Source organism: Streptomyces sp. NPDC050433 (assembly GCF_044458565.1).
Lineage (GTDB): Bacteria > Actinomycetota > Actinomycetes > Streptomycetales > Streptomycetaceae > Streptomyces.
This window is the reverse complement of record NZ_JBITIB010000033.1, coordinates 49,486-66,568: the sequence shown is the minus strand read 5'-3', so window position 1 is coordinate 66,568 and position 17,083 is coordinate 49,486. Positions and strand designations below refer to the sequence as shown.

The following is a 17,083-nucleotide window of genomic DNA, read 5'->3' as shown; positions in this document are numbered from 1 at the left end:
TTGATCTACGGCGCGATGAAGTTCTCCATCGGAGGCTCGCTGAAGCTTGCGTTCCGGCCGTGGGTGGAGGGCATCGAGAACATTCCCGACGAGGGGCCGGCGATCCTCGCGAGCAACCATCTCTCGTTCTCGGACTCGTTCTTCCTCCCCGCGGTCCTGACCCGGAAGGTCACCTTCATCGCCAAGGCGGAGTACTTCACGTCGCCGGGTGTGAAAGGGCGGCTCACGGCCGCGTTCTTCAAGGGCGTCGGCCAGCTCCCGGTCGACCGCTCCGGCGCGCGGGGGGCGGGCGAGGCGGCCATCAAGAGCGGCATAGCGGTACTGGAGCGCGGTGAACTCTTCGGCATCTACCCCGAGGGCACCCGGTCGCCCGACGGCAGGCTCTACCGGGGCAAGCCCGGTGGCCTCGCGCGCGTGGCGCTCGCCACCGGCGCGCCCGTGATCCCGGTCGCCATGATCGACACGGAGAAGATCCAGCCGCCGGGCACAGTGATGCCCAAGCTGATGCGGCCGGGGATCAGGATCGGCAAGCCGCTGGACTTCAGCCGGTATCAAGGCATGGAGGGCGACCGCTTCATCCTGCGTTCACTGACCGACGAGGTCATGTACGAGATCATGAAGCTCTCCGGCCAGGAGTACGTCGACATCTACGCGACGGCGGCCAAGCGCAAGATCGCCGACGAGGCGAAGGCGGGGAAGACCGGGAACGCGGGCTGATCCAGCCCGTCCGGCGACTGAGGACAGCAGCGGCAACGCATCGATGAATCGGGGACGGGGGACACATGGCCGGACGTGAACGGGTCGTACGCATGTCGGTCGAGCAGCCCCTGTGGCGGGCGCTCACCGCGTACCGCCTGCTCACCATGGTCTATGCCACCCTGATCGCGGCCTTCGGGCGCGACAAGTTCGAGCGTCCCTGGCTCGCCGCCGCGTACCTCGCCCTCCTCGTCGTCTGGACGGTCGTGACGCTGCCCAAGGTGGCCAACGCCGTCAGCTGCACCAAGCGCTTCCTCGGCGTCGACCTCACCATCGCTCTCGTCGGCGTCCTGCTCACCCCGGTGGTCGACGTGCAGGCGCGGTACGTGGACGGCCCGACCCTGCCGACCATATGGACGGCCGGCGCCGTCCTCGCCTTCGCCGTCAAGGGCGGCTGGCGCTGGGCGGCCTTCGCCTCCTCGCTGGTCGCCGTCGCCAATCTGGTCGGGCGCGGCACCCCCAGCCGGGACACCCTGCACAACGTGCTGCTGGTGTGGGTGGCCTCCATCGCGATCGGCTACATCGTGGAGGTCGCCCGCGCTTCCGAACGCACCCTGGCGCGCGCCCTGGAGATCGAGGCGGCGACCCGCGAACGCGAGCGGCTGGCGCGCGACATCCACGACAGCGTGCTCCAGGTCCTCGCGATGGTGCAGCGGCGCGGTACGGCCCTCGGCGGCGAGGCCGCGGAGCTGGGCCGGATGGCCGGGGAGCAGGAGATCGCCCTGCGGACGCTGGTCTCCAGCGGTCTCGTGCCGACCACGCGCGTCTCCGAGGACGTCACGCTGGGGGCGGTCGTGCGTACGGTCGACGACACCGAGCCCGCGGGCGGGCCGGGCGGCGGCGGGGCCGAGAACGCCGCCGACGGGGCCGAGTTGTGGGATCTGCGTACGCTGCTGGCGCCGCTCTCCGGCTCCGCCGTGACGCTCGCCGAGCCGGGCGCCCCCGTCCTGCTGCGGCCCGCGGCTGCCAGGGAGCTGACCTCGGCGGTGAACGCCGCCCTGGACAATGTCCGCAAGCACGCCGGTGACGGCGCGCGGTCCTGGATCCTGGTCGAGGACTCGCCGGACGAGGTGATCGTGACGGTCAGGGACGACGGCCCCGGCATCCCGGAGGGCCGGCTCGCGCAGGCCGAGGGGGAGGGGCGCCTCGGTGTCACGCTGTCGATCCGGGGGCGGCTGCGGGAGTTGGGCGGGACGGCCGAGCTGATCTCGGTTCCCGGCCAGGGCACGGAAGTCGAGTTGAAGGTTCCACGGGGGAAGGCGGAGAGATGAGCGAGCAGACGGACACGAAACGGCGGGACAGCGACGCCGAGGGGGCGGGCGGCGCGACGCGTGTGATGGTCGTGGACGACCACCCCATGTGGCGCGACGCCGTCGCCCGCGACCTGACCGAGGCTGGCTTCGACGTCGTGGCGACGGCCGGAGACGGCCCCCAGGCGGTGCGCCGCGCGACGGCCACCACCCCCGACGTGATCGTTCTCGACCTCAATCTGCCCGGCATGCCCGGCGTCCAGGTCTGCAAGGAACTCGTCGGCTCCCAGCCCGGCCTGCGGGTCCTGGTCCTCTCGGCGAGCGGCGAGCACGCCGACGTACTCGAAGCGGTGAAGTCCGGTGCCACGGGCTATCTGCTGAAGTCGGCCAGTACGGCCGAACTGACCGACGCCGTACGGCGTACCGCCGTCGGCGACCCGGTCTTCACACCCGGACTCGCGGGCCTGGTCCTCGGCGAATACCGCAGGCTCGCCTCCGAGCCCGCCCCCGCGGCGTCCGACGAGCCGAAGGCGCCGCAGCTGACCGAGCGGGAGACCGAGGTGCTGCGGCTGGTCGCGAAGGGGCTCTCGTACAAGCAGATCGCCGAGCGTCTGGTCATCTCGCACCGCACGGTGCAGAACCACGTACAGAACACCCTCGGCAAGCTCCAGCTCCACAACCGCGTTGAACTGGTGCGGTACGCGATCGAGCGCGGCCTCGACGACGTGTGACCCGGCCGCCGCCGCGCCGGCGCCGCGCGGCCCTTCGACAACCACCTCCCGCCGCCCTCTGGTGCAACGGAAATGATCCTGCGCACCATGCCGGGGTGACCTGTGTCACTCAGGCGTGGCTCAGGTGCGTCACCGACGGCGAAGGGAAGTGTTTCCATGCGGGTCGGAGTATTGACCGGGGGCGGCGACTGCCCAGGGCTCAATGCGGTCATTCGAGGCATCGTGCGCAAAGGCGTCCAGGAGTACGGGTACGAGTTCACCGGCTTCCGGGACGGCTGGCGCGGGCCGCTGGAAGGCGACACCGTACCGCTCGACATCCCCACCGTGCGGGGCATCCTGCCCCGCGGCGGCACCATCCTCGGATCCTCGCGCACCAATCCGCTCAAGGCGGCCGACGGGATCCGCCGGATCAAGGAGAACCTCGCGAGCAGCGAGGTCGACGCGCTCATAGTCATCGGCGGCGAGGACACTCTGGGCGTGGCGGCCCAGCTCTCCGACGAGCACGGCGTGCCCTGTGTGGGCGTGCCCAAGACCATTGACAACGACCTTTCCGCGACGGACTACACCTTCGGATTCGACACGGCGGTCGGCATCGCGACGGAGGCGATCGACCGCCTCCACACCACCGCCGAGTCGCACATGCGCGTCCTCGTCTGCGAGGTGATGGGGCGCCACGCGGGCTGGATCGCCCTGCACTCGGGTCTCGCGGGCGGCGCGAACGTCATCCTCATCCCGGAGCAGCGCTTCGACATCGACCAGGTCTGCGCCTGGGTGACGTCGCGTTTCAAGGCCTCGTACGCGCCGATCGTCGTCATCGCCGAGGGAGCGATGCCCAAGGACGGCGAGGTGATTCTCAAGGACGGGACGCTGGACTCCTTCGGCCATGTCCGGCTGTCGGGCGTCGGCGAATGGCTTGCGAAGGAGATCGAGAAGCGCACGGGGAAGGAGGCGCGGACGACGGTCCTCGGCCATGTCCAGCGCGGCGGCACACCGAGCGCCTTCGACCGCTGGCTGGCCACGCGATTCGGGCTGCACGCGATCGACGCCGTGAGGGACGGCGATTTCGGCAAGATGGTGGCCCTGCGCGGCACGGACATCGTGCGCGTCCCGATCTCGCAGGCGATAGCGGAACTCAAGACGGTCCAGCCGGAGCTTTATAAAGAGGTCGGCGTCTTCTTCGGCTGACCGTCCGTCGCGGCGGGGCGCGCCCCGGGCAGCCGTGAGCGGGGCGGGGCTCTGGGGCGGGCGGCGCAGGGCGTGTCGCGAAGCGGCGTCGTCCGCCCGGAGCGCGGGGCTCACGCCCGCCGTGGCAGCGGCTGATGACACGTTGGTGCGTTGGGGGTGTCCCGGTCGCACTCGGACGCTTCGAGAGCACCGACGACGCAGAGGGCCCCTGCCGTGCCCGAAGGGCTACGCGTGCATCCACGTCGTGAGCCGGACGCGACTTCGCGGACACGACCCGGCCACCCGCTGATCGGCCGGCCGTGGGCGCCAGGACGGGCACGTGTTCTGTCTTCAGGCGCCGGACGGGCCTTTCAGCCCACCCGGCGCCTGACGACAACCGCCCGCCGGATCTCTGAGGCCCCGGACGGTACACAGTGCCGCTCCGCCGCCCCGTAACCAACCGCCCCCACCCCCTTTAGGGGGGCGCTACTTCTCCGACATGCCCTCGCGCCGACGCCCCACCCCCCTGCCCCGCATCGCGCCGGCGAGGAGGTCCGTGAGCAGTTCCGGGCCGCGCAGCGTCAGTACGGACTCCGGGTGGAACTGCACCCCGGCGAAGCCCGGTCCCCGAAGCCCGTGCACCTCTCCCGCCTTGTCCCGGCTCACCTCGATGCCGCGCGCCGCCAGCGACGCCGCCCCGGCGTCGTCGCAGCGTGCGGTGAAGCTGTTGTAGAAGCCCACCGTCTCCGTCCTGCCGAAGAGTTCGATACGGGTCTGCGCGCCCTGGTACGGCAGCCGCTTGCGCGCCGTCCTGAGCCCCAGCTCCGCCGCGATCAGCTCGTTGCCGAGGCACACACCCAGCAGCCCGTCCCGGTGCTCGCGCAGCAGCGCTGCGGTCAGCGCGCGCAGCGTACGCATCCGGGGATCACCGGTGTCCGACGGATCCCCCGGCCCCGGACCGAGCACCACGGGGCCCCGGTGCGCGAGCACCGCCTCCTTACCGAGGCCGGGTTCGTCGTAGCGGCGTACGGTCACGTCCAGGCCGGCGGACCGCAACAGGTGCGCGAGCATCGCCGTGAAGGTGTCCTCGCAGTCGATGACCAGCGCGTGCCCCGTCAGCGACGCCGACCGCTCCTGCATCTTCAGCCAGAACGGCGCCAGTTGGGCCCGCCGCGAGTCCAGCGCGGCCCGCACCCGCGGGTCGTCGGCGAGCGCCTTCCGTACGGAGGCGCCGCCGGGCCGCCCCGCGTGCACGCCCAGCGCCGCCAGGACGCCCGCCGCTTTGGCGTGGGTCTCCGCGACCTCGCCCGCCGGGTCGGAGTGCCGTACGAGCGTCGCCCCGACCGGCACCCGCAGCCCGCCCTCGGCGTCGATGTCGGCCGTCCGGATCAGGATGGGGGAGTCGAGGGTCTGCGCGCCGCCCGCGTCCCGTCCGACGAGGGCCAGCGCGCCCGCGTAGTAGCCGCGCCCGACACCGTCCCGCCCCAGCGGCTCGTACCGCGCGATGACGCGGCACGCGTTCTGCACCGGCGAGCCGGTGACCGTCGCCGCGAACATCGTCTCCCGCAGCACGTCGCGTACGTCGAGCGAGCTGCGCCCGCGCAACTCGTACTCCGTGTGCGCGAGATGGGCCATCTCCTTGAGCCGGGGGCCGATCACCACCCCGCCCATGTCGCCGACGGTGCACATCATCTTCAGTTCCTCATCGACGACCATGGACAGCTCGTCCGTCTCCTTGCGGTCGCCGAGGAATTCGAGCAGGGCCTCGGTGGTGGGCCCCTCGGGCGGATAGCGGAACGTGCCGCTGATGGGATTCATCACGACGGTGCCGCCGCTCATCCGCACATGCACCTCGGGGCTGGCGCCGACCAGCGTCCGCCCGGCCGCGTGCACGACGTACGTCCAGTACGCGCCCCGCTCGCCGGCCAGCAGCCGCCGGAAGAGCGCGAGCGCGTCGGCGCGCCCGAAGCCGGGGATCCGGCCCTCGAAGGTCCGCCGGATGACGAAGTTGGCGCCCTCGCCGCGGCCGATCTCGTTCTCGACGACACGCCGGACGATCTCCGCGTACCGCTCGTCGTCGACGTCGAACGCGCCGTCCTCGACATGGACCCGGTGCACGGGGAGATGCGCCAGGACGTCGGCGAGCGGCAGCTCGTACACCTCGTCGGCGACCAGCACAGCCAGCGGGGTCCCGTCGTCGTGCGCCTCGAAGCCGCGCTCGCGGATCTGCCGGAACGGCACCAGGGCGAGTGAGGGGCGCTCGTCGTCGGCCGGGACGTCGGCCAGCCGGGCCGCTTCCCGTACCTCGCCGATGAGCAGTTCCACGGTGTGGTGGTCCCGCCCCGGCGTCCGGCGGCGCAGCAGGGCGAACGGCGGGCAACCGTCGTCGAGGAGTCTCGCCAGGAGTCGGCTGGTCTCGGTGTGCTGCGTGTGCTGCATGTGGAGTGTGTTCCTTCCGGAGGAGAGGGAGGAACGGCCCCGATTCCCGGTCCGTGTCGGCCGACAGGCCGGGAAACACGGAAGGCCGCCCCTCGGGCGGCCTTGCGATTCGGTGTTGCGCGCGTGAATCAGCGGACCGCCGGATGTGCGGTCCACCACCAAGCCTGGTTCAGCTGCGCGAACATGCCGCGGAGCCTAACCGACATCGCCCGCCCGTAAAACGATCGTGGACGCGCGTCTCAACCACTGAGAGACGGCGTGTCCGGCCCCCGGGACCCCGTAATGTTGTCCGCGTGACCGTGAACGCTGACACCCGAGCACCCGCCGTGCAGGCGACCTGGCGAGACCTCCCCGCGGCGCAGCAGCCCGAGTATCCCGATGCCGAGGCCCTGCGCGCCGCCGTCGCGGAGCTCGAAAGCTATCCGCCGCTCGTCTTCGCGGGCGAGTGCGACCAACTGCGCGCCAGGATGGGCGCCGTCGCCAAGGGCGAGGCGTTCCTGCTCCAGGGCGGCGACTGCGCCGAGGCCTTCGACGGTGTGTCCGCCGAGCAGATCCGCAGCAAGCTCAAGACCCTGCTCCAGATGGGCGCGGTCCTCACCTACGCGGCGTCGGTGCCGGTGGTGAAGGTGGGCAGGATCGCCGGCCAGTACTCGAAGCCGCGTTCCAAGCCCACCGAGACGCGTGACGGTGTGACGCTGCCCACCTACCGCGGCGACTCCGTCAACGGCTTCGCCTTCACCGAGGCCGCCAGAGTCCCGGACCCCGAGCGCCTGAAGCGTATGTACCACGCGTCCGCCGCGACGCTCAATCTGGTGCGCGCCTTCACCACCGGCGGCTACGCGGACCTGCGCCAGGTGCACGCCTGGAACCAGGACTTCGTGAAGTCGTCCCCGTCCGGCCAGCGTTACGAACGGCTCGCCCGCGAGATCGACAACGCGCTGAACTTCATGAAGGCGGCGGGCACCGACCCGGCGGAGTTCCGTACGGTCGAGTTCTTCTCCTCGCACGAGGCGCTGCTCCTCGACTACGAGTCGGCGCTGACCCGCGTCGACTCGCGCTCCGGCAAGCTGTACGACGTCTCCGGGCACATGGTCTGGATCGGCGAGCGCACCCGTCAAATGGACGGCGCGCACATCGAGTTCGCCTCGAAGATCGCCAACCCGATCGGGATCAAGCTCGGCCCGACGACGACGGTCGACGACGCGCTCAGCTACGTCGACCGGCTCGACCCCGACCGCGAGCCCGGCCGGCTGACCTTCATCGTCCGGATGGGCGCCGACAAGGTCAGGGACAAGCTCCCCGAACTGGTCGAGAAGGTCACCGCGTCCGGCGCGACGGTGGCGTGGGTGACCGACCCGATGCACGGCAACACCTTCGAGGCGGCGTCCGGCCACAAGACCCGCCGGTTCGACGACGTGCTCGACGAGGTCAAGGGCTTCTTCGAGGTCCACAAGGCCCTCGGTACGCATCCGGGCGGCATCCATGTCGAGCTGACCGGCGAGGACGTCACCGAGTGCGTGGGTGGCGGCGACGAGATCTTTGTCGACGACCTGCACCAGCGGTACGAGACGGCCTGCGACCCCCGGCTCAACCGCAGCCAGTCGCTCGATCTGGCTTTCCTGGTCGCGGAGATGTACCGGGCGCAGTAGCTCGTCACGGCAGTACGCACGGTGGGGCGCGGATCGCGATGTGATCCGCGCCCCACCTGCGTAGGGGGGACTGTCGTGCGCCCCGGAGGGAAGGTAAGGTTAGGTTTGCCTCACCGTGGAAGACGGAGGGTGCCAGCCATACGATCCCGCCGGGAGGTGAACCGCGTGTACGTCTGCTCATGCTTCGGCATCACCGAGAAGCAGGTCAGGGAACACGCGGAGGCCGGCGCCTGCACTCCCCGCCAGATGGCGTCGGCTTCGAAGGCCGGCACGGACTGCGGTTCGTGCGTACGCAGCATCCAGTCGATCCTCGGCCGTGGCGGCTGTCCGCGCCGCGAGCTGCCGGCGACCGAGGCAGTGCCGACCGCGGCGGCCGTGGAGACGGCGATCGCTGAGCCACCGGCGGCTCAGCCGGCCCTCGTGCGGGCGGTGGCCTCCCGGGCGGGCCTGGAAGCCGCCTGACGCGTCGGCGTGCCGGGGCTCGTCAGCTGTCCGGCTGCTCGATCACCTGGGCGATGTACAGCGCCTCGCCGAGCTTCTCGACCAGTTCCAGCTGCGTGTCGAGATAGTCGATGTGGTGCTCCTCGTCCTTGAGGATCGACTCGAAGATCTTCGCCGATGTGATGTCGCCCTTGGCGCGCATCACCTCGACCCCGCGCCGCAGCCGGTCGATCGCCTCCGCCTCGATCTGCCGGTCGGCCTGGAACATCTCGGTGACCGTCTGGCCGACCCGTACATGGAAAAGCCGCTGATAATTCGGCAGGCCTTCCAGGAAGAGAATCCGGTCGGTCAGGGTCTCCGCGTGCTTCATTTCGTCGAACGATTCGGACCGTGTGTACTTCGCAAGCTTCGTCCAGCCGAAGTTCTCCTGCATTTTGGCATGCAGGAAGTACTGGTTGATCGCGGTCAATTCGGCGGTCAGCTGCTCATTGAGGAACTCGATGACCTCGGGGTCGCCCTGCATCGCAGAGGCTCCTTCCACACGGGGGACACGGGGACTGGCCAGGATGCGCGCATCCTCGCACCGTGCCAGAAAGCCGTCCAGTAAGGACCCACTTAGTAGTAGTTGCCCGAATCGGACCGTACCTGGTCATGACCACCCTTCGCCGTCTGTCACCATGGAAGGCATGGGGCAGCCGGAAAGCCGGGAAGAGCGGGAGTCGGCGCAGTCCGGGCTCCCACCGGGGCAGCGGCTGCAGCGGGGCTGGCCGGTCACCCATTACGGCCCGGTGCCCAAGTTCAAGCCGGACCGCTGGGAGTTCCGGGTCTTCGGTGCGACGGCCGACGGAGACAAGCGGTGCTGGAATCACGAGGAGTTCTCGGCGCTGCCGTTCTCGACAGTCGTCGCCGATCTGCATTGCGTGACAAAATTCAGCATGCTCGGGGCCGAATGGGGCGGAGTGCTCGCCCGTACGCTCCTGGAACTGGCTCCGCCGGCGCCGAGCGTGACTCATGTCATGGTCTGGGCCGAGTACGGCTACAGCGCCAATGTCCGTCTCGACGACTTCACATCGGAACGGTCCATCTTCGCCACGCACAAAGGCGGCGAACTCCTCACCGCCGAGCACGGATTTCCACTGCGGCTCGTCCTTCCGCATCTGTACGCGTGGAAGGGCCCGAAATGGGTCCGGGGCGTGGAATACATGACCGCCGACCGCCGCGGCTTCTGGGAGGAACGCGGCTATCACAACGTCGGCGACCCCTGGCGCGAGCAGCGTTACTCATACCAGGAAGGCCCCGGCGAGGGACCCGAACTCTAGGGAGCTTCCTCGCGCAGCTTCTTCAGGAGGGCCACGTCCGCCGCGTGCCCCTCTTTGCCGCCGGGGGTCTCGATCACCAGCGGCACGCCCTCGGTCGCCGGATGCGAGAACAGCGCCCGGAACGGCGCCTCGCCGATATGGCCCGCGCCGACATTCACATGCCGGTCCTTACGGGCGCCCGACACGTCCTTCGAGTCGTTGGCGTGGATCAGCCTCAGCCTCCCCGGCCCCACCGTCTTCACCAGCTCGTCCAGGGTCCGGTGCGTCCCGCCGGGTGCCGCCAGATCATGGCCCGCCGCGAAGATGTGGCATGTGTCGAGGCAGACACCGAGCCTGGGGTGCGAGTCGAGCGCCTCGAAGTACGGTCCGAAGTCCTCGGCGAGCGAGCAGAGCGAGGAGCCCTGCCCGGCGGTCGACTCCAGCAGCAGATACGGGTCGTCGTCGTGCGTCAATTCGTCGAGGAGCGGCAGCATCCGCTCCCGTACCTGCGCCAGCGCGACCTCGCGCGACCGCCCGCCGGTCGCCGAACCGGTGTGCACGACGACCCCCGGCGCGCCGATCTCCCGGCCCCGCCGGAGGCTGTGCCGGAGCGAGTCCACGGACCTCTCGGCCGTCTCCGGCGTGTGGGAGCCGAAGTTGATCAGATACGGCGCGTGGATGTACGCCGACAGCCCCTCGGCGGCGCACTCCGTTCGGAACCGCTCGTCCTGCGCCGGATTTCCGGCCGGTGTCGCCCAGCCGCGTGGATTGGCGACGAAGACCTGGACGGTCTCGGCGCCGATGTCACGCGCCCAGGCCAGCCCCACGCGGGCGAGGCCGCCCGCCACCGGAACATGGCCGCCGACGGGATTGCGCGGGCGGTCGGGGAGCGTCAAGCCTCAGATTCCCTTGGTCGTGATGGTGATGGTGCTGCCCTCGGCGGCCTTCTCGCCGCCGTCGACGGACTGCTTCGACACCGTGTCGTCCAGGAACGGGAAGCTCCGGTCGACCTCCACCTCGAAGCCCGCCTCGGTCAGCTCGGTCCTGGCGGCGTTTATCGACTTCCCCGTGACATCCGGGACGGCGATCATCCGTGGGCCCTTGGAGATGGTCAGCGTGACGGTGTCGCCGCGGGCGAGCTTGGCGCCCTCCTTCGCGGACTGCCCGGCCACCGACCCGGCGTCCTCAGGGGAGTTGACCCGCTCGGCCGCGATCTTCACATCGAGTCCGGCGTCTTCGAGTGAGGCGGTCGCCTCCTCCTCGGACTGGCCGGTCACGTCGGGCATATGGACCGGCCTGCCCTTGCTGACGACCAGCGCCACTCCCGCGTCGGGCCGCAGCTCCGTACCCGCCTTCGGCTGGGAGCGGATGATGTCGCCCTGGTCGGTCTCCTCGTCGAAGGACCGGGCGACGACGCCCGGCGCCAGCCCCACCTTCTTCAGCGCGTCCTTGGCGTCGGCCAGTGACTTGCCGGTCAGGTCGGGGACCCGCACGATCTCCGGGCCGCGTGAGATGACGAGGGTCACCGAACCGTTGCCCCGTATCCGTGAGCGCGGCTCGGGGTCGGTACGCATGACCGTGCCGCGCTCGAACGTCTCGCTGAAGTCCTCCTGGACCTTCGCGTCCAGGCCGGCGTCGCCGAGGCGCTTCTTCGCTGCCTGCTCGGTCTGCCCGAGGAGGGACGGGACACGGGTGAACTGCCCGGAGTTGATGTACCAGACGCCGACACCCACACCGAACACCAGCAGAGCGGCCACCACGATCGCCAGCACGCCCCTACGGGGTCCGGAGCCCCCGCGCCCGCCCAGGCGCCGCTCGGGCGGCTGAGCGGGTGGAGCGGCCGGTCCTGGCGGCGGCATCGTGAGGCGGCTGGTGCGGCGGACGCCGTCGTCTCCCGAGGAGGCGGCCGACGGGTCGGGCGTATCGGATCCGTCGGAGGCCGCGTGGGGGCGGACGAGGCGCGGGATCACGCTCGTACGGTCGTCGGAGCCGTCGTGCGCGGCCACGGAGCCCTCGTGCGCTGACAGGGAAGCGTCCGGGGAGCGCGGTCCGGTCCCGCCGCCGGTGGCGCCGTCGTGGCTGTCCTGGGACGGCTCGGACGCGAGCCCGACGCCCGCACCGGCTCCCGTGCCGCCTCCCGCACCGTCGGTCGTGGCCTGCGGCGGCACCGCGTCCAGCTGCGCGTCGTCGAGCGCCGCGCGCGTCCGGCGGGTCAGCGCGAGGAGCGCCACGGCGTCCTCGGGACGGATCTCCGGATTGCGGGCGGTGGCCGCCGCGACCAGCTCGTCCAGCTCGATCGCCATGCCGGGCACCGCGGCGGACGGCGGGGGCACGTCCTCGTTCAGATGGAGGTAGAGCACCTGCGCGGGGGTGTCGCCGCCGTGCGGCTTGGTGCCGGTCAGCATCTCGTGCAGGACCACACCGCAGGCGTACACGTCGACGCGGGTGTCGGAGGTGCCGTACTCGATCTGCTCCGGTGCGAGATACGAGACCGTGCCGAGGATCGTCCCCGTGGTGTTGGTGACGGAGCCGACGGCCCGTACGAGACCGAAGTCGGCGACCTTCACCCGGCCGTCGTCCCCTATCAGCACGTTCTCCGGCTTGATGTCGCGGTGGATGAAGCCGGCCCGGTGGGCGGCGCCCAGCGCCGCCAGCATCGGCTCCAGGATGTCGAGGGCGGCGCGCGGCTGGAGAGCGCCGCGCTCGCGCAGGACGTCCCGCAGCGTGCACCCCTCGACGTACTCCATCGCCAGGTAGACGTACGCGCCCTCGGCGCCCTGGTCGAAGACCCCCACCACGTTCGGATGCGCGAGGCGCGCCACGGACTTGGCCTCGCGGATGAAGCGCTCCACGAAGACGGCGTCGGTCGCCAGGGCCGGGTGCATCACCTTCAGGGCCAGGACCCGGTCGAGCCGGGTGTCGACAGCGCGGTAGACCGTGGCCATGCCGCCGACGGCGATGCGCGCGTCGACGCGGTAACGGCCGTCGAGCACGTGCCCGACCAGAGGGTCCTTGAGCGTCGTATCCACCCGTTGAGTCTACGAGCCGCCACCGACAGTCCCGCAGCCCCCGGTCAGCTCCGACGCGCCAATGGAGCCGTCTTGTGACAGCACGCACACCGCATCGCGGCAATCGGCCGTCGGCCCTCCCCCGCCGTCAGAAAGCCGGCCGTTCCGGGTCCAGCTTCGCCAGGCCCTCCGTAGGAGACGAGGCGTCCGCGAAGTGCCGGCGCGGGATGCGGCCCGCGCGGTGGGCCAGCCGGCCCGCCTCGACCGCGTGCCGCATCGCCTCGGCCATCAGGACGGGCTCCTGGGCGCGCGTGACCGCCGACGCCAGCATGACCGCAGCGCAGCCCAGCTCCATGGCGAGCGCGGCGTCCGACGCCGTACCGGCGCCCGCGTCCAGGATGACCGGCACGCGCGCGTGGTCGGTGATCAGCTGGAAGTTGTGCGGGTTACGGATGCCCAGACCGGACCCGATCGGGGAACCGAGCGGCATGATCGCCGCGCAGCCGACGTCCTGAAGCTTTCTGGCGAGCACCGGGTCGTCGTTCGTGTACGGCAGGACGGTGAAGCCGTCGTCCACCAACGTCTCGGCGGCGTCGAGCAGTTCGATCGGGTCGGGCAGCAACGTCCGTTCGTCCGCGACCACTTCGAGTTTGATCCAGTCGGTGCCCAGGGCCTCGCGGGCGAGGCGGGCGGTGAGGACGGCCTCGCCCGCGGTGAAACAGCCCGCCGTGTTCGGCAGGACCCGGATGCCCAGCCGGTCGAGCACGGACAGGACCGAGCCCTGCACGGTGGGGTCCAGCCGGCGCATGGCGACGGTGGTGAGTTCGGTGCCCGACGCGGTCAGGGCCCTTTCCAGTACGCCGAGGCTGGGCGCGCCGCCCGTACCCATGATGAGCCGGGAGTTGAGGACGGTGTCGCCGATCACGAGCCGGTCGTCGGACATCGGGCTCAGCCTCCTTGGACGGCGGTGAGGACTTCGACGCGGTCGCCGTCGGCCAGGGTGGTGGCCGACCAGCGCCCGCGCGGGACGACGGTCTCGTTGAGGGCGGCGGCGACGCCTGACGGGGCGGGGGTGAGGGTCGCGACGAGGACGTCAAGGGTGACGCGGCCGGCGAGGACGCGGGCCTCTCCGTTCACGGAGACGGTCACGGGTCCCTTCGCGGACTCGTTCACGGACGAATGCACGGTGTCGGTCATGCGTGCTGCTCCTGACCTACGGAGACGACGGCGGACGAGAAGCGGCCGGGCGTGAAGGGGAGTGCGTCGTCGGGGAGTTCACCCGTCGTGAGCACGGTCGCCATCACCCGGCCGGTGACGGGCGTCAGGAGCACCCCGTTGCGGTGGTGCCCCGTCGCCAGATGAAGGCCGGGCAGGGCGGTCGGCCCGAGCAGCGGGGCGTTGTCCGGCGAGGCCGGACGGAGCCCGGCGCGGGTCTCGGTGAGCGGGAGTTCGGTGATGCCGGGGAGGAGTTCGTGGGCGTCGCGCAGCAGCTCGTACACCCCGCCCGCCGTCACCGTCGTGTCCCAGCCCAGCTCCTCGCTCGTAGCGCCCACGACCAGCTCGCCGTTCTCGCGCGGCACCAGATAGACATGGCTGCCGCGGACCTCGGCGCGCAGCGTCCGGGACAGGAACGGGGCGTACGGGCGCGGCACCGTCAGCCGCAGGACCTGGCCCTTGACGGGGCGTACCGGCGGCAGCACGTCGTCCGGCACGCCCGAGAGCTGCCCGCTGAGGCTGCCGCCGGCGATGACGACCTGGTCCGCGGCGAGTTCCGTGCCGTCGGCGACGATGACCCCGGCGGCCCGGTCCCGGACCACCCGCAGGCGCTCGGCCCAGGCCCGGTGGAAGACCACCCCCGCCCGCTCGCAGGCCGTCACGAGGGCGGCGGCGAGCCTGCGCGGGTCGATCTGGTGGTCGCCGTCGACGCGCAGCCCGCCGCGTACTCCCGGAGCGAGCATCGGCTCCAGTCGCCGGCACTCACGGCCGGTGAGCCATTCGGACTCCAGACCCGACCTCCCTTGGAGGGCGTGGAGTTCACGCAGTCGCGCGCGGTCGTCGGTGTCCAGAGCGACGGCGAGCGTGCCGCAGGCGCGGTAGCCGGTGTCCTGGCCGGTGGCCGACTCCAACTCGGCGACGAAGTCGGGGTAGAGCCGCGCGGAGGCGATGTTCAGCCCCAGCAGGGTCTGTTCGCCGTGGTCGAGTTCGCTGACGGCGGCGAGCATCCCGGCGGCGACCTGGGCGGCGCCGCCGCCCGGCTCGGGATCGACGACGGTGACGGCGAGTCCGCGCTGCGCCGCGCGCCAGGCGGTGACGAGACCGATGATCCCGCCCCCGACGACCAAGACGTCTGTATGAGATGACCGCATGGGCGTCCAGCTCCTCCCTTCGCCGGCATGACCCGGATCAGGTTCGTACGGTCGGAGGCCGCGTCAGCCTCCCTCTCAGCCCGGTGCGTCCGGGCTCCCGCGAGGTGTGAAGTCTCTTGTTCGCTACTGCCGATAAGTGCTTCAGAGGTCAGCGTAACCCCCTGTCCCCGCGCCCTGTAAGGGAGTCGTCGCCCTGCCGGGTCCTTAAGGTGATCGGGTGAACGAGCAGCGGAAGCAGACGGACGAGCGGCGCACCGTCATCGTCGGCGCGGGTATGGCGGGCGTGCAGACCGCCGTGGCACTGCGCGAACTGGGCTACGAGGGCCCGGTCATCCTCATCGGCGCCGAGAGGCACCAGCCCTACGACCGGCCCCCGCTCTCCAAGGCCGTCCTCCTGGGGACGGCGGAGAGTTCGGCCTTCGACGTGGACTTCGAAGCGCTCTCCGTGGAACTGCGGCTGGGCCTCGACGTGACCGGCGTACGCACCGGGGACCAGGAACTGGACACGGAGTCGGGGCCGGTTCCGTACGACGTGCTGGTCCTCGCCACCGGCGCCGAACCGATCACGCTGCCGGGCGCGGAAGGCGTCCCCGGCGTCCATCTGCTGCGCACCCTGGACGACGCCGCGCGGCTGCGCCCCGTCCTGGACCGCAAGCGGCACGTCGTCGTGGTCGGCGCGGGCTGGATCGGCGCCGAGTTCACCACCGCGGCCAGGGAGGCCGACTGCGCGGTGACCGTCGTCGAGGCAGCGGGCCGTCCGCTCGCCGGTGCCCTGCCCGCCGAGGTCGCCACTCCGATGGCGCACTGGTACGCGGAGAGTGGCGCCGAACTCCTCACCCACGCGCGCGTGGCGACCGTCGAGCCCGGCAGGGTGGTCCTCGCGGACGGCCGTGAGCTGGCGGCGGACGCGGTGGTCGTGGGCATCGGCGCCAGACCGGCCACGGCCTGGCTGGCGGGCTCCGGCATCGAGACAGGACCCGAGGGCGCCGTCACGGCCGACGACCGGCTGCGCACATCACACCCCTGCGTGTACGCGGTCGGGGACTGCGCCTCGTTCCCCTCGGCCCGCTACGGCGAGCGGCTGATGGTGCACCACTGGGACAACGCGCTCCAGGGGCCGCGCACGGTCGCCGCCGACATCGTGGGCGAGTCGCACGAGCCGTACGACCCGGTGCCGTACTTCTGGTCCGAGCAGTTCGGCCGCTTCGTGCAGTACGCGGGGCACCACGCGCGGGCCGACACCCTGCTGTGGCGCGGTGACCCGTCGAGCGCCGCATGGTCGGTGCTGTGGCTGCGTGACGGGGCGCTGGTGGCGCTGCTCGCCGTCGGCAGGCCGCGTGATCTGGCGCAGGGCCGCAAGCTCGTCGCGGCGGGCACGCGGATCGACACGGAGCGTGCCGCCGACCCCGCCGTACCCCTGAAACTGACGGCGCTCTGACCCGGCTCGGCTTCCGACTGTCAGTCCGGGATGGCAGGCTTGTCCTGTGACTGAGATTGACGCAAAGATCGATGCTCTCGTCCCTGCCTGGCTTCACCTGCCCGATATCGCCGAAATGCTCGATATCGAGGTGACGCGTGTGCGCCAACTGGTGAAGGAAGGCCAGCTGATCGCCGTACGCCGAGGTGAGAACCGCGCGCTTCAGGTGCCGGCAGCCTTCATCGACGGCACCAAGGTCGTCAAGGGCCTCGCCGGGACCTTGACGCTCCTGAGGGACGACAGCTTCACCGACGAAGAGATGCTTGAGTGGCTCTTCACTCCCGACCCGTCCCTGCCGGGCACGCCCGCGCAGGCCCTCAGCGAGAATCGCGGCACGGAGGTGAAGCGCCGCGCGCAGGCGCTCGCCGTCTGACGACACCACCACCGGCCGTGGGGGGGGGGGGGGGGGCCGCGCCCCCCCCCCCCCCCCCCCCCCCCCCCCCCCCCCCGCGGCGCGGGGCCCCCCCCCCCCCCCCCCCCCCCCCCCCGCCCCACCCCAACACG

At 71.1% G+C, this 17,083-nt stretch carries 17 protein-coding genes and 1 riboswitch; of the genes, 9 read left to right on the top strand and 8 right to left on the bottom strand.

The features are described from left to right. From ACIBLA_RS31490 to ACIBLA_RS31475, 4 genes are all read left to right on the top strand, one after another. Nucleotides 1-717, top strand: coding sequence for a lysophospholipid acyltransferase family protein (locus tag ACIBLA_RS31490; protein WP_363244978.1), 717 nt, complete (start codon nucleotides 1-3; stop codon nucleotides 715-717). 65 nt (nucleotides 718-782) lie between these two features. Continuing rightward, nucleotides 783-2,027 (top strand): MacS family sensor histidine kinase, encoded by a 1,245-nt coding sequence (macS, locus tag ACIBLA_RS31485; RefSeq protein ID WP_399200577.1) that lies wholly within the window; start codon nucleotides 783-785, stop codon nucleotides 2,025-2,027. Then, nucleotides 2,024-2,737 (top strand): response regulator, encoded by a 714-nt coding sequence (locus tag ACIBLA_RS31480; protein ID WP_399200576.1) that lies wholly within the window; start codon nucleotides 2,024-2,026, stop codon nucleotides 2,735-2,737. The genes macS and ACIBLA_RS31480 overlap by 4 nt, the downstream gene beginning before the upstream one ends. Before the next feature lie 156 nt (nucleotides 2,738-2,893). Continuing rightward, nucleotides 2,894-3,922, top strand: coding sequence for a 6-phosphofructokinase (locus tag ACIBLA_RS31475; RefSeq protein ID WP_363244976.1), 1,029 nt, complete (start codon nucleotides 2,894-2,896; stop codon nucleotides 3,920-3,922). A 465-nt stretch (nucleotides 3,923-4,387) separates the two neighbouring features. On the opposite strand, the gene ACIBLA_RS31470 is transcribed toward ACIBLA_RS31475, so the two are convergent. Both ACIBLA_RS31470 and ACIBLA_RS31465 read right to left on the bottom strand, forming a co-directional pair. Next, on the bottom strand, nucleotides 4,388-6,340 hold the full coding sequence (locus ACIBLA_RS31470; protein WP_399200575.1) for an anthranilate synthase family protein: 1,953 nt from the start codon (nucleotides 6,338-6,340) through the stop codon (nucleotides 4,388-4,390). A gap of 128 nt (nucleotides 6,341-6,468) precedes the next feature. Further along, nucleotides 6,469-6,525, bottom strand: a complete 57-nt coding sequence (locus ACIBLA_RS31465) for a trp operon leader peptide (protein WP_363245015.1) — start codon at nucleotides 6,523-6,525, stop codon at nucleotides 6,469-6,471. Between the two features lie 108 nt (nucleotides 6,526-6,633). Here ACIBLA_RS31465 and ACIBLA_RS31460 point away from each other — a divergent pair, with 108 nt between their 5' ends. Both ACIBLA_RS31460 and ACIBLA_RS31455 read left to right on the top strand, forming a co-directional pair. After that, on the top strand, nucleotides 6,634-7,989 hold the full coding sequence (locus ACIBLA_RS31460) for a class II 3-deoxy-7-phosphoheptulonate synthase (RefSeq protein WP_363244974.1): 1,356 nt from the start codon (nucleotides 6,634-6,636) through the stop codon (nucleotides 7,987-7,989). A 156-nt stretch (nucleotides 7,990-8,145) separates the two neighbouring features. Then, nucleotides 8,146-8,451, top strand: coding sequence for a (2Fe-2S)-binding protein (locus ACIBLA_RS31455; protein ID WP_363245014.1), 306 nt, complete (start codon nucleotides 8,146-8,148; stop codon nucleotides 8,449-8,451). 22 nt (nucleotides 8,452-8,473) lie between these two features. On the opposite strand, the gene bfr is transcribed toward ACIBLA_RS31455, so the two are convergent. Continuing rightward, nucleotides 8,474-8,953, bottom strand: coding sequence for a bacterioferritin (gene bfr, locus ACIBLA_RS31450; RefSeq protein WP_363244973.1), 480 nt, complete (start codon nucleotides 8,951-8,953; stop codon nucleotides 8,474-8,476). A gap of 163 nt (nucleotides 8,954-9,116) precedes the next feature. Between bfr and ACIBLA_RS31445 the strand changes: the two genes are divergently transcribed. Continuing rightward, nucleotides 9,117-9,749 (top strand): sulfite oxidase-like oxidoreductase, encoded by a 633-nt coding sequence (locus tag ACIBLA_RS31445; protein WP_363244972.1) that lies wholly within the window; start codon nucleotides 9,117-9,119, stop codon nucleotides 9,747-9,749. Here ACIBLA_RS31445 and ACIBLA_RS31440 read toward each other — a convergent pair. From ACIBLA_RS31440 to thiO, 5 genes are all read right to left on the bottom strand, one after another. After that, complete coding sequence (locus ACIBLA_RS31440; RefSeq protein ID WP_363244971.1) at nucleotides 9,746-10,624, bottom strand: deoxyribonuclease IV; 879 nt, start codon at nucleotides 10,622-10,624, stop codon at nucleotides 9,746-9,748. The genes ACIBLA_RS31445 and ACIBLA_RS31440 overlap by 4 nt on opposite strands. 3 nt (nucleotides 10,625-10,627) lie before the next feature. Continuing rightward, nucleotides 10,628-12,757 (bottom strand): PASTA domain-containing protein, encoded by a 2,130-nt coding sequence (locus ACIBLA_RS31435; protein WP_399200574.1) that lies wholly within the window; start codon nucleotides 12,755-12,757, stop codon nucleotides 10,628-10,630. Between the two features lie 127 nt (nucleotides 12,758-12,884). Next, complete coding sequence (locus ACIBLA_RS31430; protein ID WP_363244969.1) at nucleotides 12,885-13,679, bottom strand: thiazole synthase; 795 nt, start codon at nucleotides 13,677-13,679, stop codon at nucleotides 12,885-12,887. Nucleotides 13,680-13,684: 5 nt separating this feature from the next. Continuing rightward, nucleotides 13,685-13,933 carry a sulfur carrier protein ThiS gene (thiS, locus tag ACIBLA_RS31425; protein ID WP_363244968.1) on the bottom strand — a complete coding sequence of 83 codons (249 nt, stop codon included), beginning with the start codon at nucleotides 13,931-13,933 and terminating at the stop codon, nucleotides 13,685-13,687. Then, nucleotides 13,930-15,102, bottom strand: a complete 1,173-nt coding sequence (gene thiO, locus ACIBLA_RS31420) for a glycine oxidase ThiO (protein ID WP_363244967.1) — start codon at nucleotides 15,100-15,102, stop codon at nucleotides 13,930-13,932. The genes thiS and thiO overlap by 4 nt, the downstream gene beginning before the upstream one ends. Continuing rightward, nucleotides 15,099-15,213, bottom strand: a riboswitch (TPP riboswitch). Its footprint overlaps the gene before it by 4 nt. A gap of 163 nt (nucleotides 15,214-15,376) precedes the next feature. On the opposite strand from thiO, the gene ACIBLA_RS31415 reads away from it, so the two are divergent. Together ACIBLA_RS31415 and ACIBLA_RS31410 are read left to right on the top strand one after the other, a co-directional pair. Further along, nucleotides 15,377-16,540 carry an NAD(P)/FAD-dependent oxidoreductase gene (locus ACIBLA_RS31415; RefSeq protein ID WP_399200591.1) on the top strand — a complete coding sequence of 388 codons (1,164 nt, stop codon included), beginning with the start codon at nucleotides 15,377-15,379 and terminating at the stop codon, nucleotides 16,538-16,540. Between the two features lie 46 nt (nucleotides 16,541-16,586). After that, nucleotides 16,587-16,952 carry an Rv2175c family DNA-binding protein gene (locus tag ACIBLA_RS31410; RefSeq protein ID WP_363244965.1) on the top strand — a complete coding sequence of 122 codons (366 nt, stop codon included), beginning with the start codon at nucleotides 16,587-16,589 and terminating at the stop codon, nucleotides 16,950-16,952. The last annotated feature ends 131 nt before the right edge of the window (nucleotides 16,953-17,083 follow it).